Origin of the sequence: Neorhizobium sp. SOG26 (assembly GCF_003491345.1) — a bacterium.
In the GTDB taxonomy this organism is placed as follows: Bacteria; Pseudomonadota; Alphaproteobacteria; order Rhizobiales; family Rhizobiaceae; genus Neorhizobium; species Neorhizobium turbinariae.
Window position 1 is genome coordinate 2,938,470 of sequence record NZ_CP025512.1, and the last position, 26,531, is coordinate 2,965,000.

Consider the following 26,531-nt stretch of genomic DNA (forward strand, 5'->3'; position numbering starts at 1 on the left):
CTCTCGCCTTTAAGGCAGGTGCGCTTTCTGCGTAAGCTCCGCCTTCAGGCGCGCCGTTTCCATGCCGAGCGTGATGAAGGAATGCGCGTGCTTGGCCAGCGCGACGTTGTCGGTCCAGAGGTCACGCCAGATGGCCGTCTTCAGCGACAGCGCCCGGTCGACGATGGCGGAGGAGAAGGATTCGAAGGTGACGTAATCCTGCCAGCCGACCGCCACCAGCGCATCGAAGATCGCGGCAAAATCGATATTGCCGGTGCCGAGATAACCACGGTGGCTTTCGCCGATATGGACATAGCCGATCTTGTCGGCGGCATGCCGGATGGCGAGGCCGACATCGGCCTCCTCGATGTTCATGTGGAACGTATCGAGATGCAGGAAGACGTTCGATGCACCGACATCAACGATATAGGCCATGCCTTGGGCGGCGGTGTTCAGCATGTTGCTTTCGAAGCGGTTCACCACTTCGAGGTTGAGCGTCACGCCAGCGTCCCTGGCATAATCGGCAACCTTGGCAAAGGTCGTGACGCTGGTGTCCCAGCCCTTGCGCGTCAGCGCCGCCTCCTGCTTGCCATGCGCAGAGCTCAGGATGCCGGCAAGCTTGGTGCCGCCGAGATCACGCGTCAGCGCAATCGCCGTCTTGAGGATCTCCGTGCCGTGCGCGACCGTGCTCGCGTCGTCGCTTGAGATATCGCCTTCCGGCGGCAGGCCCATGCTGATCGCCACATCGAGCTTCAGCTCCTGCAAGCGGGCGGCGAGCCATTTCACATCCACCTGGGCCGGGTCGATATACGAAAACTCAATCAGGTCGAAGCCGAGCTCATGCGAGCGAACCATCGCGCTTTCAAGCTCATCCTTGGATGAACCAGCGCTCCAGACAAAGGAGTGAACACCAATCTTAGACATGAAAAACGACCGCCCGAAGAAACCTGTTTGATGAGAAAGCCCCGGGCCTTGAGGAGCGCCCGGGGCCAAGAGCCGCGAAAATCAGCGAACCGCTGTCCAGCCCTTGTAGTCCTTGAGGTTTTCCGCCGTGATCAGCTGGGGATCGAGCAGCACGACCGGCTCGGCCGGCTTCTTGCCGTTCAGCACATCGACCCCAAGCTGCAGCGCCTGTCCCGCCATCGTATAGGGGTCCTGCGAGGCGGAGGCCTTGATCAGCGAATTGCCGCCGGCAAGAGCCTTTTCGATATCCGGGGCACCATCGACCGCGGTGATGATGAACTCGTTGCGGTTCAGCTGCTTGGCGGCAAGCTCGGCACCGATCGCCGTCGGATCGTTGATGGCAAAGACGCCGTCGATCTTCTGGAAGCGGGTGAGCAGGCCCTGCATTACCGCCAGGCCACCATCGCGTGAACCCTGGCCGTTCTGGTCGTCAGACAGGATCTTGATGTCCGGAGACTTGGCGAAGGTTTCCTTGCAGCCCTGCACGCGATCGAGGATCGAGGACGACGCCGGGCCGTTGATGATGACGACATCACCCTTGCCGCCCAGCTTGTCGACGATGTACTGGCACGCATCCGCACCCGCCTTGACGTTGTTGGTCATGACGGTGACATCCGCACCGGGTGCCGACACGTCGAATGCAGCGACCACGACACCGGCAGCGGTTGCCTTCTTGACAGCAGGCGCGATGGCCTTGGCGTCAACGGCGTTCAGCATGATGATGTCGACACCGGCAGCGATGAAGCTGTCGATCTGCGACACCTGCTTGTTGAGGTCATAATCGGCCGAAACCGAGGTGACCTGGACGTTCGGGTTGATCTTCTTGGCCGCGTCTTCGATGCCCTTGATGGTGGCCACGAAGAAGGGGTTGCCGAGCAGGCCGACCGAGATGCCGATCTTGTTCAGATCTTTGGCGGCTGCCGGCATGGCGATGGCGGCAGCAAGTGCCGTACCGAGCATGAGTTTAGAAAGCATGCGCATGTTTTCCTCCTCTTGATGACGCTCCTCGCGCCGTTGTTGCCGAAAATTTCCTCGAATTTCCGGAATGCATACGCCTCGTGGAGGCGGATCAGGTGCGGCTCAAGCCCTTCGCACGGTAGCGGTCCAGCGCCACGGCGACGATGATGACCAAGCCCTTGATGATGTACTGCCAGATGTCCGAGACCCCGACGAGGATCAGGCCGTTCGAAAGCACGGCGATGATCAGAGCCCCGATCAGCGTGCCCCAGATGGAGCCGATCCCGCCAACAAAGCTGGTGCCGCCGAGAATGACGGCCGCAATCGCGTCAAGCTCATAAGCCTGGCCAAGCTGCAGGCCATTTGCCGCATAAAGGCGCGCCGCCGACATGGCGCCGCCGAGACCGGAAAACAGGCCCGACATCGCGTAAACGAACAGCAGAACCAGCGGCACCTTGATACCCGTCAGTCGTGCCGCCTCCACATTGCCGCCGACCGCATAAATCCAGTTGCCGAGCACGGTGCGCTTCAGGATGAACCAGGACACCAGGATGGTGACGATCGCGATGATTGCCAGCCACGGAATGCCGAACAGCGAACCATTGCCGATGAAGTCGAACGGCAGGTCGGGGTTGAAGACAGTGGTGTCATTGCCGAGCAGGCGGGCAATGCCGCGCATGGCGGTGAGCGAGCCGAGCGTCACGATGAAAGGCGGCAGCTTCAGGAAGGCGATGATCATGCCGTTGATGAGGCCGCAAGCCAGGCCGACACCGATTGCCGCCGGTACGCCGAGCATGCCGATATCCGGCCAGAGGGAGACGATGACGCCCACCATGGCCGATGCTGCAAGGATCGATCCGACCGACAGGTCGATGCCACCGGTGAGGATGACGAAGGTCATGCCCGCTGCCAGCACGGTGTTGATCGAGGCCTGCTGCATGACGATCGACAGGTTGTTCACCGATAGGAACCGGCCGCTCAACAGATGGAAGCCGATCGCGAGCAGGATCAGCACCGGCAACATGCCGAGTGCGGTCAGCGTGGAGCCCAGTCTGGCCTTGTTCTTGGCTTTCGATTCGGTCTGGATGGTTGTCATGTCCTGCCCTCAGGCCTCCTCCTGCACTTTGTCCGTCATCGAGCCGGTCGACAGCGTCATAATTGCCTCCTGCGCGATGGGCGCGCCGGGCGCTGCCTTCACCTCGCCAACAATCCGCCCTTCGCGCATGACAAGCGCCCGGTCAGCGATGCCGATGATCTCCGGCAGGTCGCTGGAGATCAGCACGATGGCGATCCCCTCACGAGCCAGTTCATCGATGATCCGGTAGATTTCCGACTTGGCACCGACATCGACGCCACGGGTCGGTTCATCAAGGATGATGACCTTGGGGCGCGTTTCGAGCAGCCGGGCAATCAGCGCCTTCTGTTGGTTGCCGCCCGACAGGGCGCCGACATTGATGCTGGTGCTGTTGGTGCGGATCGAGAGGTTGGAGACGGCCTTGTCAGCCCGCTGGCGCGCCTTGGCAAAATCCAGAACGGAGCCGAAGCGCGCATCTTCGCCAATGACCGCAACGTTGACGTTGTCGGTTATCGACATGTCGAGGAACAGCCCGAGCCCCTTCCGGTCTTCTGTCAGGTAAGCGATGCCGGCATCCATCGCATCGCGCGGGCTGCGGATGTTGAGCTCCCGGCCGTTGAGGGCCACCGCGCCGCTCGTCTTCGCGTCGGCACCGAAGATCAGTCGCGCCAGTTCCGTCCGCCCGGATCCGACGAGACCGGCAATACCCATGACTTCGCCGGCATGGACATCGAACGAACATTGATGGACGCGCCGCCCGTCGCCGACGTCGCGGACAGACAGGACAACCGCCTTTTTACCCGCGGGGGCGCTATGCTCCTTCTTGTAGAAGGATGAGAGGTCGCGACCCACCATCATCGACACCAGCTTGGCGGCGGAAAGATCGCTCCTCTCCAGCGTGCCGACATAGGCGCTGTCGCGCAGCACACTGACGCGATCGGCGAGTTGATAAATCTCTTCCATCCGGTGGCTGATATAGATGATGGCGATGCCATGCGCCTTGAGGCTGGCAATCACCTCGAACAAACGGTCCGTCTCGCGGGTGGTGAGCGAGGTGGTCGGCTCGTCCATGACGATGATGCGCGCATTGGTCGTCAGCGCACGGGCGATTTCGACCATCTGCCGTTCACCAAGCGACAGCGTCGCAACCATGGTATCGGCACTGAAGCCGAGGCCAAGCCGCTTCAGGATCGGCTCCGCTTGGGAACGCATGCCGGAACGATCGAGGATGCCGAAACGCGAGGGTTCGGCGCCGAGGAACATGTTCTGCGCGACCGAGAGATTCGGCGCGAGCGACAGTTCCTGGTAGATGACGGCGATGCCGTTTTCCTTGGCCTTGTTCGGATCGCCGGTAACAACCGGCTTACCGTCAATGAGGATTTCGCCGCCGGCATCTGCCGTATAGGCGCCGGAGAGCACCTTCATGAGCGTCGATTTGCCTGCGCCGTTCTCGCCCATCAGCGCGTGAACCTCGCCGGCATGCACCGTGAGGGATACATTGGACAGCGCACGCGTGGTGCCGAAGGTCTTCGAGATGTTGCGCATCTCGAGAACCGGAACAGCCGCGGCTGAGGTCAAAGGCGCCGCGCTCATGCCCGCGCCTCCCTGACGGGTTGAACTAAGATTGAATCCCGACTTTCAGCCAGAGATATCCACCGGTTGCGATAGGCATCCAGACCGGGAACTACGACAGGCTTGGCCTGCCGGCACTCGCTGGTAAAGGCGGAAATGCCGCTCGCCTCGAAGGCGAGAGCCGCAGCGCCCAATGCACTGCCTTCTGCGACAGCGCTGATCAGCACCCGCTGCTGCGGCCGGAGCGTGGCAAGCAGACCCGGATAAAGCCCCGTTTTCACCAGGCCGCCATCGATGACGATGTCGTTCTCCGAACGGATCAGATCCAGCGAAAGATCCGTCATCAGGGCAACATAAAGAAGGGCAGCCGCGGCCCGCTCCTCGCCTTCGGCCGCCGGTCCGACAAAGCTGCCCTCGCCCGGCATCGGGCCGCCCGCTGCAAAGGATGGCAGCGCAACGATGCCCTTTGCGATAACCGCCGCCACGGCTTCCAGGCTGACCGGCTTGTTCCAGCCGCCGCTTGCGATGTCGTACTCGCGTCCGCCCATGAAGCGGATGGTCGCCGTCGGCTGATGGTCCACCGTGACATTGGCGAGCATGTCGCGCTCTGGGTCGAGCGCTTCGAGCGGGCAGGCGGAGTTGAAGATGATCACCCAGGTGCCGGTGGACACGAGGGTGAAATCAGAAAAGCCGACCGAGCGATAATAATAAAGCGCCGCATTGCTGTCGTGCACGCCATTATGGACGGTGAGTTTCCGGCCACCTTGCGTGCGCCAGGTGCCCACGGCCGACCCGGCGCGCGCCATGGGTGGCATCTTGGCGCGCCAGCCTTCAGCATCCACCAGGCTGCTGTAGTCATCCTTCAGCGGCGCCCAAAGATGCGAATGGCAGCCGAGATAGGATACTTCCGACACAGCCGTGCCGGAGAAGCGCCAGGACCAGAACTGGGGATAAGCGAGGATGGTCTCGGCCCGCTCCAGCAGTGCGGGATCGCGATCCTTCAGCCACAGGATATGCCGTCCATAGTTCAGGCCAAGCGGCAGGTTGGGCGAAAACGTTTCCGAGAAGGACGGCAGCAGGCCGTCGATGCGAGCGGCCACATCGACCGGTGGCTCCTGCTCGTAATCCAGCATCGGGGCGGCGAGCGCACCATTCTCGACCAGGCCGAAGGTGCAGCCATGCCCGGAGAACATGATGCCCGAAACGTCATAGCCGTCGGAAAGGTCGTTCAACTGAGCCTGCATCCAGGAGAAGAGGTGAGCATCATCCAGCACCCTCAGGCCGTCGCGATCTTGCCAGACGGGGCGGGTACGCCGCTCAGCCAAAATCATGCCATCGGCAGCAATGACGAACAGCTTTGAATTCGTCTTGCCGAGATCGAACACGGCTATGCTGGGAGACGCATTCTGGCTCATGTCAACCTCCGTTTCCGGAAGGATGGGCGATGACGATCGTCACGCCGGCATCCTCCAGCATCTTGGCGTTGGCGTCGGACAGCCCATCATCCACGATGATCGTGCTGACCCGTGACAAAGGTAGAACCAGATTGCGCGCCTGGATAGAGAATTTACTGCTGTCGGCAAGAACGACAATTTCGTCGGCACAACTTGCCAGCTCGCTGATGACCTTGGTGAGCAACGGATGCGACTCCAGCAGCCCCTCATTGTTGATCCCCTGCGTGCCGACAAAGAACCGCGATGCGAAGAAGCTCGGCGGCCCGGCGGCGGGATCGTGGATAATGCGCGGTTCCCGGTGCAACTCGCCGCCGGCAATCGTCAGATGGCAGGTGCCGTTTTCACCGAGATAGGCGGCAAGCGGCATAGAGTTTGTGTAAAGCCGCACGTTGCGACGCGCCAGAAGCAGGCCGAGATGATAGCAGGTCGAGCCTGCGTGGACGATGATGGAGTCACCGTCGCGCACCAGACCGGCAGCAGCCTGCGCGATGGCACGCTTGGCCTCCACCGCCCTGTCGCGGTTTTCGTCATAGGAGCGGGCGGCGATGCGGCTCAAGCCTGGCCCCACGCTTGCCGAGATGCCGCCATAGACCTTGCGGGCCTTGCCGATCTCATGGAGCTTGTCGATATCCCTGCGCACCGTGGCTGCGGACACTCCAAGCTGCTCCTGGAGGTCGCGCACCGAAGCAAACGGCCGTTCCTTCAGCAGGTCGGTAATGATCCTGTGCCGATCGGCGTCGCTCAACGGGGTCCTCCTCCAAGCTCCTCATGCGTGGATGATCAACTATAATCATACGCCAACATGATCTTCAAGATCGACGATGCAAAAACATCATCGTTGACGTATTTCGCTCACAGATCTACACTTTGCGCAAAACTTGCATCATGCACTGCAGCATTCCGGCGCATCTGATCCATCGCATTGCGGAATGGCGGGAGGAAGAATGACAGCCTCATTCACGCGTCCGGATGACTTCGACGGCTTCATCGCACTGTCACGCAAGATCGGCAGCGACATCCTTAAGACCCAAGGTGCCGGCGGAAACACGTCGCTCAAATCCCACGGCGTCATGTGGGTGAAGGCCTCTGGCACCTGGCTTTCCGAAGCCGGCGCAAAAGAGATCATGGTGCCGGTCGAGGTGGCACCACTGCTGGAAGCGCTGCGCTCCGGTGATCCGCGCGCTGAGAAGTCGACGGACTTCGTCGTGGGCGCGCTAAATCTCAGCGGGCTCCGCCCCTCCATTGAAACAAGTTTCCACGCTGCCCTGCAGCATCGGGTGGTGGCGCATTATCACTGCGTCAACACCATTGCCCATGCCGTGGTGGCCGATCGCGACGAGCGGCTGAAGGCGCGGATGGCGAAACTGCCGGACCTCAAGTGGGCGACCATCCCTTACCGGCGCCCAGGCGTGCCGCTGGCAATCGAGATCGACAAGTTCGCGCATGACCGCCCCGATGTGTTGATCCTCTTCAACCACGGCGTGATCGTCTGCGGCGACAGTGTCGAAGAAGTGGCCGAGAGGATCGAGCGCGTGACGGGGGCGCTGGAGATCGAGCCGCGGCAGACAAACTCCCCCGACATGCCAGCGCTTAGCGTCATCGCTTCAGGCTCGGGCTTCAAGCCCGCCGGCGATCCGGTGAGCCACCGGACTGCGCTTGATGATGTTTCGATCCGCACTGCGACCGGCGGCTCGCTTTACCCGGACCACGTGATCTTCCTCGGCACGAGGATCGGTGTCCTTGCGCCCGGCGAGACGGCAGCGGATTTCATGCGTGCGGCAGGCGGTGACGAGCCTGCGCCGAAGATGCTGATCGCACCCAACAAGGGGGTGCTCGTTTCGGAAGAACTGACACCCGGCGGCGAGGTCATGGCCCGCTGTCTGGCCGATGTCGTCACCCGAATCCCTGACGATGCAACGCTTGCCTATATCGGCGCAAACGGCGAACACGAACTGACGAACTGGGAGGCCGAGCAATACCGCCAGGCGCTTGATCGAAAGGCGTCTGGAAACGGATGATACAGCCTCGCCCGCCAGCTATCGCAATCGGCATCGATGTCGGAACCTCCGGCGCCCGTGCGGCGGCACTGTCGGAAACGGGCGAGGTTGTCGCCTTTGCCGCGGCGCCTTTCGAAGGCGCGGATGAAACACGAACACCCGCGGCATGGTGGCGGCGCGTCAGCGAATGCCTGAGGGCGCTGGGTGAACAGGTCTCCTTGGCCACCGTGGAAGGGCTTGCCGTGGATGGAACTTCCGGCACCGTGCTGTCAATCGATGCAGGCGGCCAGCCACTCGGCGTCATGATGTACAACGAGCCCTGTTCGGACACGACGATCGTCGAGCGCATCGCCGCCGTGGCACCGGCCGAAAGCCCCGCACGCGGCGCCAATTCCGGTCTCGCGCGGGCGCGTCATCTCCTGTCTCTAACGCCCGACGCATGCGTGGTGCATCAGGCCGACTGGATTGCAATGCAGCTTGGCATGACCGATCCCGTGACGGATGAAAATAACGCCCTGAAAACCGGGTATGATCTGGCAGATGAACGCTGGCCGGCCTGGATTGCCGACGCCGGCCTCTCACCGGACCGCCTGCCGATCGTCGTTCGCGCCGGCACGCCTGTGGGACGGCTCGGCGATACCGGCAGGATCTTTGGCTTGTCACCCTATTGCCGCATCCACGCGGGAACCACGGATGGTTGCGCCTCCTTCCTGGCGACCGGTGCGAATCGCATCGGCGACGGTGTGACGGCCCTCGGTTCAACGCTGGTGCTGAAGCTTGCTTCAGCGCACCCCGTCAGCGCTTCGAGATTCGGGATATATGCGCATCGCATCTTGGATTTCTGGCTGGTCGGCGGGGCATCCAATACCGGCGGCGCCGTCATCCGGGCGCTGGTGGGTGACAAACTGGAAGAGCTGACGGCGCGGCTTGACCCCGACATACCGACCGGGCTTGATTATTATCCGTTGCTGAAACCGGGCGAGCGGTTCCCGGTGAACGATCCCGATTATCCGCCCCGGCTTGCCCCGCGCCCGTCTGACAAAGCCGTGTTCTTCCAGGGCTTGCTGGAAGCCATGACGGCGATCGAAAAACGCGGATACGATCTGCTGGAGGAGCTTGGGAGCGGTAAGCTCAGGTCGGTAAGAACGGTCGGCGGCGGCGCCCGCAACGCCGTCTGGACATGCATGCGGCAAAAGGCGCTTGGCGTCGACTTCCTCCCTGCGCGCTCCGTGGAAGCGGCAGTCGGCACGGCGTCCCTGGTGCTCGCAAGGCGGTTGGTATGAGCTCGATCCCCGACATTACGCTTTCAGACCTTTGCGATCGATACGAGGTGTTCTTCGTCGACCAGTTCGGGGTGCTGCGCGATGATGAAGGCGCCTATCCCGGCGCCACGGATGCGCTGCGGCAGTTGAAGGCCGCCGGCAGGACGGTCGTCATCCTGTCCAACTCCGGCCGCAGCGGCGACTACAACGCCGAGCGCTTCATCAAGCTTGGCTTCCCCCGCCACAGCTTCGACCGCTTTGTCACTTCGGGCGACGCAGCATTTGCCGTCTTGTCCGGGCAGGGATCTCCCGTCCCGCCCGGCACCCGTTGTCTGACGATTTCCAGTGGCGATGACCGGAACTTGGCGGATCGCTTAGGCCTGACCAGCACCGAGGATGCCGCCGAAGCGGGCCTCGTCATCATCTCGGGGAGCGAGGCAGAGAAGATCCCGATGGACGCCTATGCGGAACGGTTGCGCCCGGCCGCGAAGCGCGGCGTGCCGGCCATCTGCACCAATCCGGACATGCACAAGCTCGCCGGTGGTACGACCGCCCCCGGTGCGGGAAGCATAGCTACCCTCTACGAACAACTCGGCGGATCCGTCCGCTGGTTCGGCAAGCCGCACCGGGACATCTACGAGCAGGCGGCGCGCTCCTGCCGAAATCCGGCACATTCAAGCATTGTCTGCATCGGCGACAGTATCGACCACGATATCCTCGGCGCAAGCAGCTTTGGCCTTGCCTCCGTTCTGGTACGTACCGGCATTCTCGCCACTCTCGGCACGGATGAATTGGAAGCCATGATGGCACCCGACCGGCGACCGACCTTCACCATGGCGGCGTTTCGGCCAGCCGATTAAGACACCCTCACCCGATGCGGAAGATACGTGATTTCGTACACACCACCGCTGTGCGTCGATCAAATATTTTGTATCATATCCTGACCATAGTAGGATTTACCGAATGATTTCTTTCGACCAAACGCGTTCTCTTTTCCATCTTCCACAGGGTGTCATCTATCTGGATGGCAACTCGCTTGGGCCGCTTCCGATTGCAGCCAAGGAGCGGGTTGCCCGCCTTCTGTCAGACGAGTGGGGGAAGATGCTCATCAAGGGCTGGAACCAGGCCGGCTGGATGATGATGCCCCGTAAGATCGGCGACCGTGTCGGCCGCCTGATCGGTGCCGAAGAAGGCTCGGTCGTGATGGGCGATACGTTGTCGATCAAGGTCTACCAGGCGCTTGCTTCGGCGCTCGACCTGGTGCCGGAGCGTAAGGTCATCCTGTCGGACAGCGGCAACTTCCCGTCCGATCTATACATCGCACAGGGCCTGATCGGCTCGCTGGCGCGCGGTCACGAGTTGAAGATCGTTGAGCCGGAAGAAGTAGAAGCCGCAATCGATGAGAACGTGGCTGTGGTGATGCTGACGGAGGTGGATTACCGCACCGGGCGCCTGCACGACATGAAGGCGCTGACGCAGAAGGCACATTCGGTTGGCGCTGTCACGGTCTGGGATCTTGCGCATAGCGCCGGTGCCCTGCCGGTCGATCTTGCCGGCGCCAAAGCCGACTTTGCCGTTGGCTGCACCTACAAATACCTAAACGGCGGCCCGGGCGCGCCCGCCTTCGTTTATGTTTCGCCGCGACATGCCGACACGGTTCGCCCTGCCCTTTCCGGTTGGCTTGGCCATGATGCTCCCTTCGCCTTTGATCTTGATTATCGCCCGGGCGCCGGCGTCGACCGGATGCGCGTCGGCACGCCGCCGATCATTGGCCTGGCTGCGCTCGACGCAGCCCTTGATGCCTGGGATGGCGTCGACATGCAGGACGTGCGGCGCCAGTCGATCAAGCTCTGCGACCTCTTCGTCCACGAGGTGGAAAAGCGCTGCCCAATGCTGACGCTCGGTTCGCCGCGCGATGGCGCCAAGCGCGGCAGCCAGATCTCCTTCCTTCATGAGGAAGGTTACGCGATCATGCAGGCGCTGATTGCCCGCGGCGTGATCGGCGATTTCCGTGCGCCAAACGCCATCCGCTTCGGCTTCACACCGCTTTACACGAGCGAGGCGGATGTACTCGCGGCCGTCGATATCCTCGCCGACATCATGCAGAACCGGCTGTGGGACACGCCCGAATACAAGCAGAAGGCTCTGGTGACGTGAGCACGAAGCCATACAACCCTGCCGATGAAGGCGCCGAGATGTCGTTCCGGCAGAAGATGTCCTATACGGATTATCTTCGGCTGGACGACGTACTGAAGGCGCAGTCGCCGCTCTCGGATGCGCATGACGAGCTGCTTTTCATCATCCAGCACCAGACGTCGGAACTGTGGATGAAGCTTGCCATCCACGAGATTCGCTCGGCCATGGATGCGATCCGTGGCGACACACCGCAGCCGGCATTCAAGATGCTGACGCGCGTCGCCCGCATCTTCGAACAGCTCAACAACGCCTGGGACGTGCTGCGCACCATGACGCCCAGCGAGTATACCGAGTTCCGCAACTCGCTTGGCCAGTCCTCCGGTTTCCAGTCCTACCAGTACCGAGCGATCGAATTCCTGGCAGGCAATCGCAATACGGCGATGCTCGGGCCGCATTCGCATCGTCCTGATCTGCTGGCCTCGCTTGAAGAGATCCTGTCGCGCCCGAGCCTTTATGACGAGGCGCTGCTGCTTCTGTCGCGCAACGGCTTTGACATCGGCGACGAGGCAAACCGGGCGAACTGGCGCGAGACGCGCGCTGAAAATCCGAAGGTCATGGAGGCGTGGCGGGCGGTCTATGCCGAACCCGGCAAGCACTGGGACCTCTATGAGCTCGCAGAGAAGCTGGTCGACTTCGAAGACTATTTCCGTCGCTGGCGCTTCAACCACGTGACGACGGTCGAACGGGTGATCGGCTTCAAGCGCGGCACCGGCGGCACGTCCGGCACCCACTATCTCAAGAAAATGCTCGAAGTCGAGCTATTCCCCGAACTTTGGCGTGTGCGCACGGTGCTTTAGGCGCCGACCGGCCCACCACCGCCCGTGACGCAAGGAGGACAGATGATCTATCACCGCATCAACGACTGGAGCGATGCCTATACCAACGGCGCCAACATTGCCGGCGGCTCGGCATGGCCGGAAAAATGGGTCGCGCCGGCCAAGAACTACCGCGACAGCATGCTTGCAGCCGGTCAGGCGGAGCTTGGGCTGCGATATGGCGATCGCGCCCGCAACATCTATGACCTGTTCCTGCCGAAGGACAAGCCCCGTGGCCTCGTCGTCTTCGTGCATGGCGGCTACTGGCAAAGCCTCGACAACTCCTATTGGTCGCATCTTGCCCAAGGCTCCGTTGCACATGGCTTTGCGGTCGCCATGCCGACCTATACGCTCTGCCCGGAGGTCCATATCACCGACATCGTCGCCGAAGTTGGCCAGGCAATCGCCGCCGTGGCGCAAAGATTCGAGGGTCCGATCCACCTGACCGGCCATTCCGCCGGCGGCCACCTCGTTTCCCGCATGATCTCGGCAACCTCGCCTCTGCCCGCGGAGGTGCGCGCCCGCATCGCCAACACGATCTCGATTTCAGGCGTCCATGACCTGCGCCCGCTGATGCGCACCAGTCTCAACGAGCGTCTGCGCATCACGCCGGAAGAGGCACAACGCGAAAGCGTCGTGCTGCTGGAGCCGGGCCCAAATACGCGGCTGTTCTGCTGGGTGGGCGGCAACGAGCGTAACGAATTCCTGCGCCAGAACGACCTGCTTGCGAACATCTGGACCGGACTTGGCGCCGAAACTGCCGCTTACGCCGAGCCGGACAAGCATCACTTCAACGTGCCGGACGGGCTGATCGATCCCGACCACCCGATGACGCGGACGCTGCTGATGGCCCGGTAAACCTTCCCGATCTGACGTCGCGTCGGGGGTGAGGGAAGAGAGACTGGTGGAGACGACATGGCGAATGACGTGAACCGCGAATTTCCTATCTCCTAGCGCCAATAGCGCTCGCGACATCAGCAACCACGCTGGCTGGCAAAACTTCTTAACTACCTTTGGAAACCTGAGACTTACAGGTTTTGTGCGATCCTCTGTTGACCAGCAGCAGGAATCGCCATGTTTTCGCGCTTTTTGAACGACCGCTCCGGAAATTTCGGCATCATGAGCGCGTTGCTCGTCGTGCCTCTGCTTGGCATTGCCGGCGTGGCAATCGACGTTGCCGAAGCCCTGAGCCGCAAGACGCAGTTGCAAGATGCCGCAGACTCCGCCGCACTTGGCGCGATTGCGGAAAAATCAGCGGCCTTCAAGCAGGCCATGCTGATGAGCAACAACGGCGACGTGCCGCTCGGCATCAAGGACGCGGAAGATTTCTTCAACTCGCAGGTCGCGGCAATGACCGGCGTGACGCTGCAGAACAGCTCGGCGGCCGTCAAGCGTGACGACAACCAGTTGAAGGCCGTCTTCAAGTATACCGCCTCGGTTCCCACTACCCTGCTCCGGGTCATCGGCAAGGACAGCATCACCGTCTCCGGACAAGCGTCCGCCGTCTTCCAGACCGAAACTTTCCGCGATTTCTTCCTGCTGCTCGACAACACGCCCTCCATGGGCGTTGCCGCAACAACGGCCGACATCAACAAGATGGTCGCCAATACCCCCGACAAATGCGCCTTCGCCTGCCATATCGTGAAGGATGGGGTGGAGGACCTGAACAGCTACTACAACAAGGCAAAGTCGCTCGGCGTCACGATCCGCATCAACGTGGTCGCCCAGGCGACCGCAGCGCTGATGGACACCGCGGTTTCGGTGCGCAAGAGCCCGAACCAGTACCGCATGGCCGTCTACACCTTTGGCCAGAAGGCCGAGGACCGCAAGCTCCTGGAAGTCGTGTCGCTGACCGACAACCTGAAGGAGGCCAAGGAAAAGGCGTCGCTGATCGACCTCATGTCGATCCCCTACCAGGGTTATGACAGCGACCAGCAGACCGATTTCGACCGGGCACTGCAGGATCTCAGCACCAAGCTTGGACATCCCGGCACCGGACTGACGGCCGCGAGCCCCGAAAAGATCGTCTTCTTTGTCTCCGATGGCGTCAACGACAGCAAGAAGCCGCAAAGCTGCACGAAGAAGCTCACCGGCACGCGCTGCCAGGAACCGATCGACATCCGCGTTTGCGAGCACTTGAAGAAACGCGGCTACAAGATCGCGGTGCTCTACACCACCTATCTGCCACTGCCGACCAACAACTGGTACAACACCTGGATCAAGCCGTTCCAGCCCGAGATCGCCACCCGCATGCAAAGCTGCGCGACGTCCGGCTACTTCTTCGAAGTGAGCCCGTCGGAAGGCATCACCGATGCGATGAACAGCCTCTTCCTGAAGATCGTCTCGAGCCCGCGCCTTACCGGCTGAGCAGGCAGCACGGCCGTGTTCCTGCACAGAGCGCGTTGACCACGGCCGCTGGTAAGGTCACACTTGGCGACTTCTGCTCAAGGAGGAGGCATGAATGGAAGAGCCGGGTAGCTGGCGACAGATGCGAACTGCACCAAAGGACGGAAGTCGCATCCTCGTGACGATACGCCCGTCGGAACAGGGGCCGGGAGCCGTCGACCTTGTTTATTGGTCCAATGCAGACCGGTTTGGCGGAGAAGCATGGCGTTCATCCGATTCCGTTCCTGGACGGGTCGTGGAATATGCCGAGCCGGAAGTGAAGTGCTGGATGCCGATGCCGCAGGCCAATGTCGACCAGATGACGTTTCCCTCGGCTTGGGAAGGCAAGGGCGAAGAAGAACTCGATGGGTCGGGCATCTAGGCGCGGCTACCCGCGTCACACCTGCTCGCGGTTCAGGTGACCACCAAGAAGCATGACAACGAGGTGCACGAGATTCCGGGCACCGAAGCGGGTCTTCAGCTTGTCGAGCCGGTGTTCGACGGTGCGGTTGGCGAGACCAAGCTGCGCCGCGACTTCCTTGGCGGTGCAGCCTTCCAGGAGAAGCTGGACGACCGCCTCCTCGTCGACATCGAACTTCCCGTAGGTCTTCGGCGTGTCAAGGAGGAAGCGGGCGTAGCTTGATGAGATGACCCACTGCGGCCGCCCGGTCGTTCTCTGCGGGATCAGGATGCGGTCGTAGCCGAGATTGATGCCGAATAACTGCGTCTTGACGAGCTCGATCGAGGGCTGCTGGTTTTCGATAACCTGCTTCAGCCGCGGGATCACGGCGTTCGCCATGTAGGTCTGGTCCTTGAAGTCACCGATCCTCTGGTCTTCAAAGATCTTGTTGACGTTGAACAGGCTGGAGGTGAAGCCGGAATGGCGAACGGCCGTCATGTGCCATTCCAGCGGGTCAGCCCCGCTCACCGTGATCACCGTCAGGCGCATCTTGATGGAAAGCAGGTCAAGCACACCGGCATAAACCTGTAGTGGTTCCACGGGCTCGGCCGGGTCGGTTTCGATCCAAGCGTCGAGCATCTTCTGCGCGACAGTGTTGAAAAGGTTGCTCTTGGCCATGATGCTTCTTTGACTGCGAGCAAAAGTGCTCCCGTCGATGATGCGCCAGCCGCCGCGAGCGTGAATCCGTCGCGACGGCCGATCTCAAGTCACGACGTGAAGCTCAACCGACCGACTTGCCCGCTTTTTTCGCGGCAGCCGCGCGCGTCTGCAGGACTTCGAGCGCAATACCGGTGCTTTCGGAGGCGATGTGGAACAGGGCCTGGCCGATATTCTTCGTCTTGAAGGCCAGCCCGTCTTCGCCTCTCTCACGGTCAAAGCCGATCCGGTTGCCCAGCCTGTCGACGATTACATGGACACCGAACAGCATCTGGTCGAACTTGTTGTTGACCGGGGTGCAGAAGTTGGCGTTGTCGGAGGTCTCAACCTCGCCGTCGAAGTTCGTGATGAAGATCTGGGTGATGTGAAACTTGTCCGCGGCGCGCTCCACAACCACTTCGCCGAACTTGCAGAGGCCGAAATAGGGTGCCGTTGGCAGAACCGCAGAGCGGATTGCCTTGCGCATGCGATGTTCTCGCGGCAGGCGGGAAACGAACAAATCGCATGCATCCGCGCCGAGGATCGCCATGTTTTCCTTGGTAATGGCGGCGACTTCCGCTGCGGCCATGGAAGGGTCGATCTTGCGGAACTTCTTCATCGAAGTTGCCATCGGTTCCCGGTTGCCATCCTCGCCATGGAACCAGCGCGAGTACCGGGGAGCACCGTTGGCTGAATGGCTTGGATCGGCATGGGCCAGAATAGACGCCTTCGCCACCTTCACCACCGAAGAGCCGAATCTGCTGCCGTATTCCAGTTTGGTCGCTGCACTCATAGTTCCCTCATTCGCACCAGGCATTGATTGAGGTTGAACCTAGAGTTGCCGCGTTAACGGATGCGACAATCGGCCTCCGTAAATTTACCCACCCTGTGCCGATTCCTGTCGCTGATGCTGCTCCACGCGGCAGGTAAGGACGTCTGAACGGCGGTTGAGGTTGTGCTAAAACACTTTTCGTTTCAGTCTGGTGCAACCACGACGAGGATGGCCGGTTAGCCGTCAAAGCCGAAGCCCGAGAGCATCTTGACCAAGCAGCGCACAAAATATGAAGCCATTCAGGAGGAAGATGGCTCCTGGTCGGTCATAGACACGGCAACGGAACTGGCCGTGGTGCTGGCCAAGGAGCCGATGGTGCTGCTCCAGGAACGATTCGCAAAAACGCTGGCTGAATTTCTTAACCTTGAAGAGAAGACGGGTAGCAACAACACCCTGCAGTGACGCGGGTAACCGTTGTGCTCTGTCGCTAGATCAGCCCGAATGCCGCGCGGGCGGTGCGGCAGGCATGGTCTCCGGGAGAGCATGCCCGACAAACATCCGGGCGCACTTCGTAGATTGTGCAGGAGGTGCTGACGCCGACCCGGCCCGCAAGGGCTGAGCAGCGTTCGTTATCGCATCGCATCCCGCGTTCATCTGCAGCGACGAACTGAGGCGGAATGAGGTCGAGCGCGTCATCGCTCTCCATCGTGAAGCGGGGCCATTCGGATGAGTATGAACAGCAGGCGCCGCATGTCTGGCAATCCCAGGATGCTTCGGCGGAATCAGGCTCCGCGAGCGCCATGTCGTGCTGCCCGTCGAGTTCAGCCCATCCGCTCACCTCAAGTCACCCCTCGCGCTTATTTGTGCGTCAGCAGCCACATCTTGCCAGCCATGGTAATGCCATGGGCAGTTTCGCCGGCCGGTGCACTATCGTCCAGCTCGCGGATCAGACCGTATTCGCGCAGTTGGTCGACGGTGGCGGTCGTTGCGAACTTGACCTTGATCGGGCGCTCCTTGAAGCGGTCGGAACGCGCATAGGTGACCTGGGCATTGAGGTGCGTCCACTTCTTCTCGCCCTGCGGATGAAGATCGCCATCCTTGGCAAGCTTGAGGCCACGAACCTGGGTCGGCGTCAGTTCGACGGCAAGCGCGGCAGTGGTGGTGGCGGGACTGTTCATGTGAGTTACTCCTTTATCGGCTTTGGGAGACCCGGCCGCTCATCGACAGGACGTGTCCATGGCTGCTGTCGCAGATTGGACTGCCATCGTGGCAAGACTAGGGGTCGTATTGAGTAAGTGTGAGGTTCGGCTCAGGCCTGGCGCGCTTTGCGGGCGGCGTATTTGCGGTCACGTTCGGCCTTGCGGGCCGCTTCGTCTTCGAGAACGCGCGTGATGCGGTTCTTCTCGGCCTGTTCGCGGGCTTCGGTTTCAGCGCGGGCGGCAGACTGGGCTGCGGCTTCGCGTTCAGCTGCCTCGGCGGCGGCGCGGTTCTGCTCTTCGAGCTTTGCCTGCCGGCGTTCAGCCTGACGGGCCTCACGAGCCTCGGCGATCGCAATGCGCTCGGCCTGCTTTGCTTCGCGAAGCGGAGCGGCGGCTTCCTGGGCGGCCTTGTAGGCCTGGAGCTGCGCGGCTTTCGCTTCGGTCGCAGCGGTACGCCTGTCGGCGATGTCGCTGTTTCGGGTGGTTTTCAAGATATCACCTCAGATAATTCGCTTCGGGAAAAAGAAAAAAGGCCAGGCTATTGCCTGACCTCACGTCGTCTCATGCTTTCAGCGGTGCCAGTACATCCGTGGTCAACGGAAAGCAGAGATTGGATCAAGCGGCCTGGAGATTGCAGGCCGACATCTTGCCCGACTTGCGGTCGCGCTCAAGTTCGTAGGAAACCTTCTGGCCTTCTACGAGCTCGCGCATACCGGAGCGCTCGACGGCCGAGATGTGTACGAATGCGTCAGCGCCGCCGTCGTCAGGCTGGATGAATCCGAAGCCCTTGGTGGAGTTAAACCATTTTACTGTGCCATTGGTCATGATGAACCCTTTCAATAGCAATAGAAGAAGTCGCCACGCTTGATGCGTCGCGGATGATGTAACGATGCTTTAAAGGGAGGGTCGTTCAACACGCGGTGCCAATCGCGTAGTAACCAAACTCGGCAAGAAAATATCGATAACCAGTAGATAGGGGGCCAGGCGCCTTAAGTCAATGACGGGCAGGGAATTTAATTAGATCAGCTTCTTCGCGGCTTGAAATTCATCTCGCCGGCTCATGTGAAAATCAGCGCGCCAGCTTGGTGTCCAAGACCCGGTCCACCGCTTCCAGAAGACGCACCTCGTTATAGGGCTTGTCGAGGACGGCGTCGAACATCTCCGGATGTGCCCGACCGATGCTTGCCTGCGCGCCGCTTACCAGGATGATCGGAATCTGGGATAGTTCATCATCCTCCCGGATCGCCTGTGCAAGCTCCAGACCCGTCATCAGGGGCATCATGAAATCGGTAATGACAAGCTCGGGGCGCCGTTCCTTCACGAGCGTCAGTGCCGCGAGCCCATGCGGTGCAGCCTCCACCTCATGGCCGGCCTCTTCCAGCATGATGCTGAGCACATCGGCTATCAGAAACTCGTCTTCCGCGATGACAATCAGCGCCATGTCAACTGCTCTCGTTTCCTCGACATGACACGTTCACGTTGAAAGAGGTGTCGCTAATCCTGTAGCCGCGTTGACGACTGGTGGTAGCGGAACATCGATCCGTATCCCTGTGTTCCCAAAGCTGATCTCGTGGATTGCCGGATCGAATGCACTGTCCCTGACCTTCAGGATCGACAATGCTTTGATGTATCGGGACTCCGCCTCGATGTGGCGCAGCATCACCAGGTTGTCGATCAGGCTTGAAAGCTCCGAGCCTGGCGCGGTCAGCGTTGGGCCGAACAGGTCGCGAAGCTCCCACGTAGCCAAGGTCGTCACCCCGAGCGCCCGCAGCTCGTTGGTCAAAGCCGATAGAAACTCGGTCATGCGCGGCTGGTGCACGGCGGCTCGCTGGAAGCCGCCCAGGCCGTCGATGAAGAGCCTCTTCACCTTGCGTTGGTGGACCGCCTGAAGCAGCTGGTGCCCGAGCTTGTCAATTAGGTTCTCGGTCATCGGGTTCCAGATGGTATCAAGATCGCCTGCCTCGATCCGGCTTTCGATATCGACGCCCAGCGCCCGCGCCTTCGCCCGCAGCCGCGCCGGCGTCTCGTAGAAACCGAAATGCAGCGCCGGCTCTTCCTTGCTTGCTCTTGCAAGGAAACTCAAACCCACCGCCGTCTTGCCTGCGCCCGATGGCCCGAACACCAGCGTGACGGAACCGGTCGGCAGCCCGCCGCCAAGCAGGTTGTCGAAGCCCTCGACACCAGTCTGAACGGTTCCGGCTTCAGGATCTGTCTCTGCGGACGGACGCTGCAGGACCGCCTCAAGGCGGGGATAGCTCACAAGCCCGGATGAGGTGATCTCGAACTGGTGCAGGCCACCCAGCGCCGGACTGCCGCGCGACTTCTTGACCTGGAGCCGGCGGACGGAGCGTACCCCAAGCACCTCCTCGTGAAGTTCGATCACGCCATCTACCATGGTGTGTTCGGGACTGTCGTCGGCAAGACGCGTGCTGGTGAGAAACAGCACCGTGCAACCCACGAAGGCTGCCTGGCTCTGGATCTCGGCCACGAAGGTCTTTACGTCCAGCGGCGAGTCTGCCCTGTCACGGGCATTCAGCAGACCGTCGAAGACCAGAAGCGTCGCACCCTGCCGGGCGATTTCCTTGCGGACGAGGCTCACCACTTCCGACAGGCCGTTGTCGCGCAGGGTCTGGAAAACGCTTACATAGGAAATCGTCATGCCCAGTTGGCTGCGGTCGAAGAAGTCGAGCGTGCCGAGCACCTGGAAAAGCCGGTCATGCGTCTCCGCAAGAAGCGTAACGTAAAGCACGCGTCGTCCCTTGACGACATTCGCAAACGCCACCTGGTTCGACAGGATGGTCTTGCCCGCGCCCGGCTGGCCCTGGATGATATAGGAGGCGCCCTCAATGAAGCCGCCGCCCAGAATCTGGTCCAGGCCCTCAACGCCGCTGATGATCCTTGGAAGTAATTGTGTCGCCATCGTTCCCCGCCACTCTCCGCAGCTAACAGTAACGTTGCGTCCCTTTTTTTCAACGCGCAGGCGTCATCTTTTGATCATGCCAGGGAGAAGCTGGTGAGAAACAGGCGAATATGCAGGCTCGCGAGGCCGAAAGCTAGTTCAAACAGGTAAAACGGAAAAGGCGCCGGACAATCCGGCGCCCCGTGAGGTAAGCTCTTGTTGGGAGCTTAAGCAGCCTGCTTCTCTGCGTCGATCTGCTTGGTCTCCATCTTCGGCAGAGCCATGCCAGTCGAGATCTCGATCTGCCGCGGTTTCATCTCCTCGGGGATTTCCCGCTTCAGGTCGATGGACAGCAGGCCGTTGTCAAGCCGTGCCCCCGTGACCTTGACGTGGTCGGCAAGCTCGAACCTGCGCTGGAACGAACGGCCGGCGATACCGCGATAAAGGTATCGTACCTCTTCCGAAGCATCTTTCTGGCCCGACACGAAGAGCATGTTCTGCTCCTGGGTGATGGTCAGTTCAGGCTCGGAGAAGCCCGCCACCGCCATGGTGATCCGGTAATCATCGTCACCGGTCTTGATGATGTCGTAAGGCGGCCAGTTGTCGATCGTCTCGATGCGGCTTGCGCTTTCAAGTGCATCGAATAGGCGGTCAAAGCCGATGCTCGACCGGAACAGGGGCGAAAAATCGAAGTTTGTCCTCATAGCCATATCCTCCTTAAGCAACATGGAACGAAGGAGGCGCCAAGAGCCAGCGACGCCTCCCGGACAGGTCGGCCCCCGGTTGGGCAACCGACTAATCCTGATATAAAACAGTCCTTTAGCCGTTCAAGAGGTGAAGACTTCGGCGGTGAAAAATTTGATCTTTCGCAGCTCTCCACCACATTGGGTAGGTCAAGACATGGAGGAGACGGACATGACAATGACTTCGAAAGACGTCACGGCCGTTCTGGGACCGGTCGATGAAAGCCTTGCAGCCGATCTCATCGCGACCGGCGCGACGCAGGCCGAACTGGCGGAGGCGTTCGCCTGGATCAACAATGACGAAGCCTTGATGAGCGAGGGCCGCCGCCTGCCGACGGGGCGAGTCGCGACACTGGTCGACCTGTTGTCGGCGGAAGAAGAAGACGAGCTGGAGTGAGCAGCTCTCTGGCACCGCACATGAAAAAGGCCCGTCCTGTGGGGGGACGGGCCCAAGCCTTGCATGCTTTAGAAGTCCATGCCGCCGCCGGCAGGCATAGCCGGTGCCGCTTCCTTCTTCGGCTTCTCGGCGATCATCGCTTCCGTCGTCACCAGCAGGCCAGCAACGGATGCGGCATCCTGAAGGGCCGTGCGGACAACCTTGGCCGGGTCGATGACGCCCTGGGTATAAAGATCGCCATACTCACCGGTCTGGGCATTCCAGCCGTAGGAGAAGTCGTTCTTTTCGCGCAGCTTGCCAACGATGACCGAGCCTTCGGCGCCGGCGTTCTGGGCGATCTGGCGCACTGGCGCCTCGATTGCACGGCGAACGATGTCGACGCCGACGCGCTGGTCAGCATTCGGCGTATCAAGGCCATCAAGCGCCTTCACGGCACGCAGAAGCGCGACGCCGCCACCCGGCAGGATGCCTTCTTCGACAGCCGCACGCGTTGCATGCAGTGCGTCATCAACGCGATCCTTCTTTTCCTTGACCTCGACTTCGGTGGAGCCACCCACGCGGATAACGGCAACGCCGCCAGCGAGCTTGGCGAGACGCTCCTGCAGCTTTTCGCGATCATAGTCCGAAGTGGTTTCTTCGATCTGGGCGCGGATCTGCGCGGTCCGACCGTCGATGTCGGTCTTCGAGCCCGCACCATCGATGATGGTGGTGTTTTCCTTCTCGATCGAGACCTTCTTCGCACGGCCGAGCATGTCGAGCGTGACGTTCTCGAGCTTGATGCCTAGATCTTCCGAGATGACGGTACCGCCCGTGAGGATGGCGATGTCTTCGAGCATGGCCTTGCGGCGATCGCCAAAGCCAGGCGCCTTGACGGCAGCGATCTTCAGGCCGCCACGCAGCTTGTTGACGACGAGCGTGGCAAGGGCTTCGCCTTCAACATCTTCCGCGATGATGAGCAGCGGCTTGCCGGACTGAACCACCGCTTCGAGAACCGGCAGCATGGCCTGCAGGTTGGAAAGCTTCTTTTCGTGGATCAGGATATAGGGATCCTCGAGCTCGACCCGCATCTTGTCCTGGTTCGTCACGAAGTAGGGCGACAGGTAACCGCGGTCGAACTGCATGCCTTCAACGACTTCCAGTTCGGTTTCAGCGGTCTTGGCTTCCTCGACGGTGATCACGCCCTCATTACCGACCTTTTCCATGGCTTCGGCAAGGTAGCGGCCGATTTCGTCATCACCGTTGGCCGAGATGGTGCCGACCTGGGCGATCTCGGCATTGCTGGTGATCTTGCGCGCGTTCGCCTTCAACTCCTTGACCACCGCGTCGACCGCCAGATCGATACCGCGCTTCAGGTCCATCGGGTTCATGCCGGCAGCGACCGCCTTGGCGCCTTCCTTCACGATTGCCTGCGCCAGCACGGTGGCCGTCGTGGTGCCGTCGCCGGCAAGATCATTGGTCTTTGAAGCGACCTCGCGCACCATCTGCGCGCCCATATTCTCGAACTTGTCTTCGAGTTCGATTTCCTTGGCGACGGAAACGCCATCCTTGGTGATTCGAGGCGCGCCGAAGGATTTGTTGATGACGACGTTGCGGCCCTTCGGACCGAGCGTCACCTTCACGGCATCCGCAAGCACATCGACCCCACGCAGCATGCGTTCACGGGCATCGGTGCTGAACTTGACTTCTTTCGCAGCCATTTTTCTAACTCCTCAATAGGCAGCTATCTGACTGATATTTCTGTGTAGACGTGGTTTGGGCTCAAGCAGCCTGCTTCTGCTCGGCCTGGGCTTCGATGACGCCCATGACATCGCTTTCCTTCATGATCAGCAGGTCTTCGCCGTTGATCTTGATCTCGGTGCCTGACCATTTGCCGAACAGGATGCGGTCGCCTACCTTCACATCGAGCGCCTGGACCTGACCGGCCTCATTGCGCGCACCCGGGCCGACGGCGATCACTTCGCCTTCCTGCGGCTTCTCCTTGGCAGTGTCGGGAATGATGATGCCGCCCTTGGTCTTCTCTTCAGATTCGACACGGCGGACGAGAATACGATCGTGCAGCGGTCGGAACGACATGTTTTCCTCCATGGACAAACAATGATGACGTTGTTCCCTCACCGGACCGGATGACCAATCCGGGACAGGTGCGAAGCCTCCTTGAGCGCTTCGCGGCAGATTTTATTTGCGCGGATCCGGTTTTCAAGATGGTCATATAGAAAATTTAGCACTCGAATGGCGAGAGTGCTAAATGACCTTGTAACGCTAACAACAGGGGCTAGCCTGCGGTCGCTCCGACATCCCTCATGTGCCGGAAAGTCACCCATCACGCCCATCACGGCATCAGACCGACGCGGTGGGGCGATCGCAAAATGCGATCTTGAAGGCGGCCGGGTTGATGATGCGGTGGTCGGCGAGGCGATGATGAAGGTCTACTGCCAGTGCGGCAGGAATTCGCTGCCCACCGGGATGAAGCCCGTTGTGCCGGTATGGCAGCGCCAACAGAAAGGTCATGGCGAGCTGAAGAAGAAGCGTGACTTTTTCAGTAACATGAGTGTCCGAAGCGCGAAGGCTGACGGAACACCACGTCCACGTCAGCACCATTCACGCAAGGTTGCGAGCGGTGCCATGGGACGCAAAACGCGACGAGTACCAACCGTCGACGTCTTATGGGCCACATGCGTTTAGATGCGTAGTTGTGCAGCAACAAGGCGAAGGGAAACATGTACGGGGCACGTTTGCCAAGAGGCCGCAATCGCTCAGGTACCCGATTCGCGGTGTTGGAACTTTGGCTACGACTCGAACGCAAAAGGCCCCCTGAGGGGCTTATGAGGTTTCCAGGATTTATGTTTTTTGGAGATTGGTTGCGGGGGCAGGATTTGAACCTGCGGCCTTCAGGTTATGAGCCTGACGAGCTACCGGGCTGCTCCACCCCGCGATATTGTTTTTCCGGGATTTGTCCCGGGAGCGATTTCAGGCGTAGCCTGATGAGGTGATGCCGTCAAGTGACCGACCTTGAGGATTGATGACGGCCGAACGGGCTGCTCCACCCCGCGATATTGTTTTGTTTCGGGTTTATGGCCCGTGAGGGAGTGTTGGTGTTCGAGAAGATTGGGATCCATCTTTTTGTGATGGCATTGCCTTTAATAGACCTGGCAGCGACCTACTCTCCCGCGTCTTGAGACGAAGTACCATTGGCGCTGGGGCGTTTCACGGCCGTGTTCGGAATGGGAACGGGTGCGGCCGCCCCGCCATGACCACCAGGTCAATTAAGGGCAATGAACCAACATTTCTGTTGGCATGTGTTGAGAAGCTGGATTTGTTCATCGCCTGATCTTGTCCTGGCGGGCTGATCGCAGCCTGCCGGCTGCTGCCCTGCGGACGGCCCGCCAAATGCTTGGCGACGGCCTTTGGCCTGTATGGCTGCCCGGCGCTCTGTTGAGCACGGGAGCCAGACAAGCTGGCGATGGTCTTGATTGAACACGTCTGGCTTCATCGTCGCGTCTTGTGACGCGTGATGAGCATGGTCAATGGGAACGATGAAGTCGATCGGGCTATTAGTACCGGTAAGCTTCATGCATTGCTGCACGTCCACACCCGGCCTATCAACGTGGTCGTCTTCCACGGCCCTGATAGGGAATACTCGTTTTCAGGTTGGTTTCCCGCTTAGATGCCTTCAGCGGTTATCCATTCCATATATAGCTACCCTGCTATGCCCTTGGCAGGACAACAGGTCCACCAGAGATATGTCCATCCCGGTCCTCTCGTACTAGGGACAGATCCTGTCAATATTCCTACACCCACGGCAGATAGGGACCGAACTGTCTCACGACGTTCTGAACCCAGCTCACGTACCGCTTTAATTGGCGAACAGCCAAACCCTTGGGACCTGCTCCAGCCCCAGGATGCGATGAGCCGACATCGAGGTGCCAAACAACCCCGTCGATATGGACTCTTGGGGGTCATCAGCCTGTTATCCCCGGCGTACCTTTTATCCGTTGAGCGATGGCCCTTCCACGCGGGACCACCGGATCACTATGACCGACTTTCGTCTCTGCTCGACTTGTCAGTCTCGCAGTCAGGCGGGCTTATGCCATTGCACTCGACGACCGATTTCCGACCGGTCTGAGCCCACCATCGCGCGCCTCCGTTACTCTTTCGGAGGCGACCGCCCCAGTCAAACTACCCACCATACACTGTCCCGGATCCGGATAACGGACCGCGGTTAGACATCCATGACGATAAGGGTGGTATTTCAAGGATGGCTCCACGAGAACTGGCGTCCCCGCTTCAAAGCCTACCACCTATCCTACACATGCCGACACGAATGCCAGTGTAAAGCTATAGTAAAGGTGCACGGGGTCTTTCCGTCTAACCGCAGGAACCCCGCATCTTCACGGGGAATTCAATTTCACTGAGTCTATGTTGGAGACAGCGGGGAAGTCGTTACGCCATTCGTGCAGGTCGGAACTTACCCGACAAGGAATTTCGCTACCTTAGGACCGTTATAGTTACGGCCGCCGTTTACTGGGGCTTCGATTCAAAGCTTGCACCTCTCCTCTTAACCTTCCAGCACCGGGCAGGCGTCAGACCCTATACGTCGTCTTTAGACTTCGCAGAGCCCTGTGTTTTTGATAAACAGTCGCTACCCCCTGGTCTGTGCCACCCCTTCATACTTGCGTAAAAAGGGGTCACGCTTCTTCCGAAGTTACGCGTGCAATTTGCCGAGTTCCTTCAACATAGTTCTCTCAAGCGCCTTGGTATACTCTACCTGAC

The 26,531-nt window shown here is 60.4% G+C and carries 28 protein-coding genes, 1 tRNA gene and 2 rRNA genes (1 of these 31 only partly in view); 10 read left to right on the forward strand and 21 right to left on the reverse strand.

Going from position 1 to position 26,531, the window contains the following annotated elements:
- Nucleotides 1–9: 9 nt before the first annotated feature.
- The 6 genes from CYG48_RS14490 to CYG48_RS14515 form a co-directional block, all read right to left on the reverse strand.
- Nucleotides 10–903 (reverse strand): sugar phosphate isomerase/epimerase family protein, encoded by an 894-nt coding sequence (locus CYG48_RS14490; RefSeq protein ID WP_118851024.1) that lies wholly within the window; start codon nucleotides 901–903, stop codon nucleotides 10–12.
- Between the two features lie 81 nt (nucleotides 904–984).
- Complete coding sequence (locus tag CYG48_RS14495) at nucleotides 985–1,923, reverse strand: ABC transporter substrate-binding protein (RefSeq protein WP_118851025.1); 939 nt, start codon at nucleotides 1,921–1,923, stop codon at nucleotides 985–987.
- An 88-nt stretch (nucleotides 1,924–2,011) separates the two neighbouring features.
- A complete protein-coding gene (locus CYG48_RS14500) occupies nucleotides 2,012–2,995 on the reverse strand; it encodes an ABC transporter permease subunit (RefSeq protein ID WP_118851026.1) in 984 nt (327 codons plus the stop codon).
- A 9-nt stretch (nucleotides 2,996–3,004) separates the two neighbouring features.
- On the reverse strand, nucleotides 3,005–4,567 hold the full coding sequence (locus tag CYG48_RS14505) for a sugar ABC transporter ATP-binding protein (RefSeq protein WP_118851027.1): 1,563 nt from the start codon (nucleotides 4,565–4,567) through the stop codon (nucleotides 3,005–3,007).
- Nucleotides 4,564–5,961 (reverse strand): FGGY-family carbohydrate kinase, encoded by a 1,398-nt coding sequence (locus tag CYG48_RS14510; protein WP_118851028.1) that lies wholly within the window; start codon nucleotides 5,959–5,961, stop codon nucleotides 4,564–4,566. The genes CYG48_RS14505 and CYG48_RS14510 overlap by 4 nt, the downstream gene beginning before the upstream one ends.
- 1 nt (nucleotide 5,962) lies before the next feature.
- The gene (locus CYG48_RS14515) at nucleotides 5,963–6,745 is read right to left on the reverse strand and encodes a DeoR/GlpR family DNA-binding transcription regulator (protein WP_118851029.1); all 783 of its coding nucleotides are present in this window, start codon (nucleotides 6,743–6,745) and stop codon (nucleotides 5,963–5,965) included.
- 199 nt (nucleotides 6,746–6,944) lie between these two features.
- On the opposite strand from CYG48_RS14515, the gene CYG48_RS14520 reads away from it, so the two are divergent.
- From CYG48_RS14520 to CYG48_RS14555, 8 genes are all read left to right on the forward strand, one after another.
- Complete coding sequence (locus CYG48_RS14520; protein ID WP_118851030.1) at nucleotides 6,945–8,018, forward strand: class II aldolase/adducin family protein; 1,074 nt, start codon at nucleotides 6,945–6,947, stop codon at nucleotides 8,016–8,018.
- Entirely contained in the window at nucleotides 8,015–9,280 is a 1,266-nt protein-coding gene (locus CYG48_RS14525; RefSeq protein ID WP_118851031.1) for an FGGY-family carbohydrate kinase, read from the forward strand. Before CYG48_RS14520 ends, CYG48_RS14525 begins: the two co-directional genes overlap by 4 nt.
- Complete coding sequence (locus tag CYG48_RS14530) at nucleotides 9,277–10,119, forward strand: TIGR01459 family HAD-type hydrolase (protein ID WP_118851032.1); 843 nt, start codon at nucleotides 9,277–9,279, stop codon at nucleotides 10,117–10,119. The genes CYG48_RS14525 and CYG48_RS14530 overlap by 4 nt, the downstream gene beginning before the upstream one ends.
- A gap of 103 nt (nucleotides 10,120–10,222) precedes the next feature.
- Complete coding sequence (gene kynU, locus CYG48_RS14535) at nucleotides 10,223–11,416, forward strand: kynureninase (protein WP_118851033.1); 1,194 nt, start codon at nucleotides 10,223–10,225, stop codon at nucleotides 11,414–11,416.
- Nucleotides 11,413–12,252: a tryptophan 2,3-dioxygenase gene (gene kynA, locus CYG48_RS14540; protein ID WP_245450349.1), complete on the forward strand. Its 840-nt coding sequence runs from the start codon at nucleotides 11,413–11,415 to the stop codon at nucleotides 12,250–12,252. The genes kynU and kynA overlap by 4 nt, the downstream gene beginning before the upstream one ends.
- Before the next feature lie 42 nt (nucleotides 12,253–12,294).
- Nucleotides 12,295–13,128 (forward strand): alpha/beta hydrolase, encoded by an 834-nt coding sequence (locus CYG48_RS14545; protein WP_118851034.1) that lies wholly within the window; start codon nucleotides 12,295–12,297, stop codon nucleotides 13,126–13,128.
- Between the two features lie 216 nt (nucleotides 13,129–13,344).
- Nucleotides 13,345–14,637: a TadE/TadG family type IV pilus assembly protein gene (locus CYG48_RS14550; RefSeq protein ID WP_118851035.1), complete on the forward strand. Its 1,293-nt coding sequence runs from the start codon at nucleotides 13,345–13,347 to the stop codon at nucleotides 14,635–14,637.
- Nucleotides 14,638–14,731: 94 nt separating this feature from the next.
- Entirely contained in the window at nucleotides 14,732–15,037 is a 306-nt protein-coding gene (locus CYG48_RS14555; protein ID WP_118851036.1) for a hypothetical protein, read from the forward strand.
- 15 nt (nucleotides 15,038–15,052) lie between these two features.
- Here the strand turns inward: CYG48_RS14555 and CYG48_RS14560 are convergent, their stop codons facing one another.
- Together CYG48_RS14560 and CYG48_RS14565 are read right to left on the reverse strand one after the other, a co-directional pair.
- Nucleotides 15,053–15,733 (reverse strand): helix-turn-helix domain-containing protein, encoded by a 681-nt coding sequence (locus CYG48_RS14560; protein ID WP_118851037.1) that lies wholly within the window; start codon nucleotides 15,731–15,733, stop codon nucleotides 15,053–15,055.
- A gap of 103 nt (nucleotides 15,734–15,836) precedes the next feature.
- Nucleotides 15,837–16,544 (reverse strand): hypothetical protein, encoded by a 708-nt coding sequence (locus CYG48_RS14565; protein ID WP_118851038.1) that lies wholly within the window; start codon nucleotides 16,542–16,544, stop codon nucleotides 15,837–15,839.
- 246 nt (nucleotides 16,545–16,790) lie between these two features.
- Here CYG48_RS14565 and CYG48_RS14570 point away from each other — a divergent pair, with 246 nt between their 5' ends.
- On the forward strand, nucleotides 16,791–16,985 hold the full coding sequence (locus CYG48_RS14570; RefSeq protein WP_118851039.1) for a hypothetical protein: 195 nt from the start codon (nucleotides 16,791–16,793) through the stop codon (nucleotides 16,983–16,985).
- 25 nt (nucleotides 16,986–17,010) lie between these two features.
- Here CYG48_RS14570 and CYG48_RS14575 read toward each other — a convergent pair whose 3' ends face one another.
- From CYG48_RS14575 to CYG48_RS14605, 7 genes are all read right to left on the reverse strand, one after another.
- Complete coding sequence (locus tag CYG48_RS14575) at nucleotides 17,011–17,325, reverse strand: YkgJ family cysteine cluster protein (RefSeq protein WP_118851040.1); 315 nt, start codon at nucleotides 17,323–17,325, stop codon at nucleotides 17,011–17,013.
- Nucleotides 17,326–17,380: 55 nt separating this feature from the next.
- On the reverse strand, nucleotides 17,381–17,701 hold the full coding sequence (locus CYG48_RS14580) for a hypothetical protein (RefSeq protein WP_118851041.1): 321 nt from the start codon (nucleotides 17,699–17,701) through the stop codon (nucleotides 17,381–17,383).
- A 131-nt stretch (nucleotides 17,702–17,832) separates the two neighbouring features.
- Nucleotides 17,833–18,213, reverse strand: a complete 381-nt coding sequence (locus CYG48_RS14585; protein WP_118851042.1) for a DUF6481 family protein — start codon at nucleotides 18,211–18,213, stop codon at nucleotides 17,833–17,835.
- A gap of 124 nt (nucleotides 18,214–18,337) precedes the next feature.
- Nucleotides 18,338–18,547, reverse strand: a complete 210-nt coding sequence (locus CYG48_RS14590; RefSeq protein WP_118851043.1) for a cold-shock protein — start codon at nucleotides 18,545–18,547, stop codon at nucleotides 18,338–18,340.
- A 244-nt stretch (nucleotides 18,548–18,791) separates the two neighbouring features.
- Nucleotides 18,792–19,163: a response regulator gene (locus CYG48_RS14595; protein ID WP_118851044.1), complete on the reverse strand. Its 372-nt coding sequence runs from the start codon at nucleotides 19,161–19,163 to the stop codon at nucleotides 18,792–18,794.
- Nucleotides 19,164–19,196: 33 nt separating this feature from the next.
- Nucleotides 19,197–20,642, reverse strand: a complete 1,446-nt coding sequence (locus CYG48_RS14600) for an ATPase domain-containing protein (RefSeq protein WP_118851045.1) — start codon at nucleotides 20,640–20,642, stop codon at nucleotides 19,197–19,199.
- A 206-nt stretch (nucleotides 20,643–20,848) separates the two neighbouring features.
- Complete coding sequence (locus CYG48_RS14605) at nucleotides 20,849–21,325, reverse strand: Hsp20 family protein (protein ID WP_118851046.1); 477 nt, start codon at nucleotides 21,323–21,325, stop codon at nucleotides 20,849–20,851.
- 211 nt (nucleotides 21,326–21,536) lie between these two features.
- Between CYG48_RS14605 and CYG48_RS14610 the strand changes: the two genes are divergently transcribed.
- Nucleotides 21,537–21,761, forward strand: a complete 225-nt coding sequence (locus CYG48_RS14610) for a hypothetical protein (RefSeq protein WP_118851047.1) — start codon at nucleotides 21,537–21,539, stop codon at nucleotides 21,759–21,761.
- 68 nt (nucleotides 21,762–21,829) lie between these two features.
- Here CYG48_RS14610 and groL read toward each other — a convergent pair whose 3' ends face one another.
- From groL to CYG48_RS14635, 6 genes are all read right to left on the reverse strand, one after another.
- The gene (gene groL, locus CYG48_RS14615) at nucleotides 21,830–23,458 is read right to left on the reverse strand and encodes a chaperonin GroEL (protein ID WP_118851048.1); all 1,629 of its coding nucleotides are present in this window, start codon (nucleotides 23,456–23,458) and stop codon (nucleotides 21,830–21,832) included.
- Nucleotides 23,459–23,519: 61 nt separating this feature from the next.
- A complete protein-coding gene (gene groES, locus CYG48_RS14620) occupies nucleotides 23,520–23,834 on the reverse strand; it encodes a co-chaperone GroES (RefSeq protein ID WP_118851680.1) in 315 nt (104 codons plus the stop codon).
- A 264-nt stretch (nucleotides 23,835–24,098) separates the two neighbouring features.
- Entirely contained in the window at nucleotides 24,099–24,359 is a 261-nt protein-coding gene (locus CYG48_RS22305) for a hypothetical protein (RefSeq protein ID WP_150132731.1), read from the reverse strand.
- A 257-nt stretch (nucleotides 24,360–24,616) separates the two neighbouring features.
- A tRNA-Met gene (locus tag CYG48_RS14625) sits at nucleotides 24,617–24,693 on the reverse strand.
- Nucleotides 24,694–24,905: 212 nt separating this feature from the next.
- A 5S ribosomal RNA gene (rrf, locus tag CYG48_RS14630) occupies nucleotides 24,906–25,020 on the reverse strand.
- Nucleotides 25,021–25,291: 271 nt separating this feature from the next.
- Nucleotides 25,292–26,531 (reverse strand): 23S ribosomal RNA (locus tag CYG48_RS14635); it runs 1,559 nt beyond the window's last position.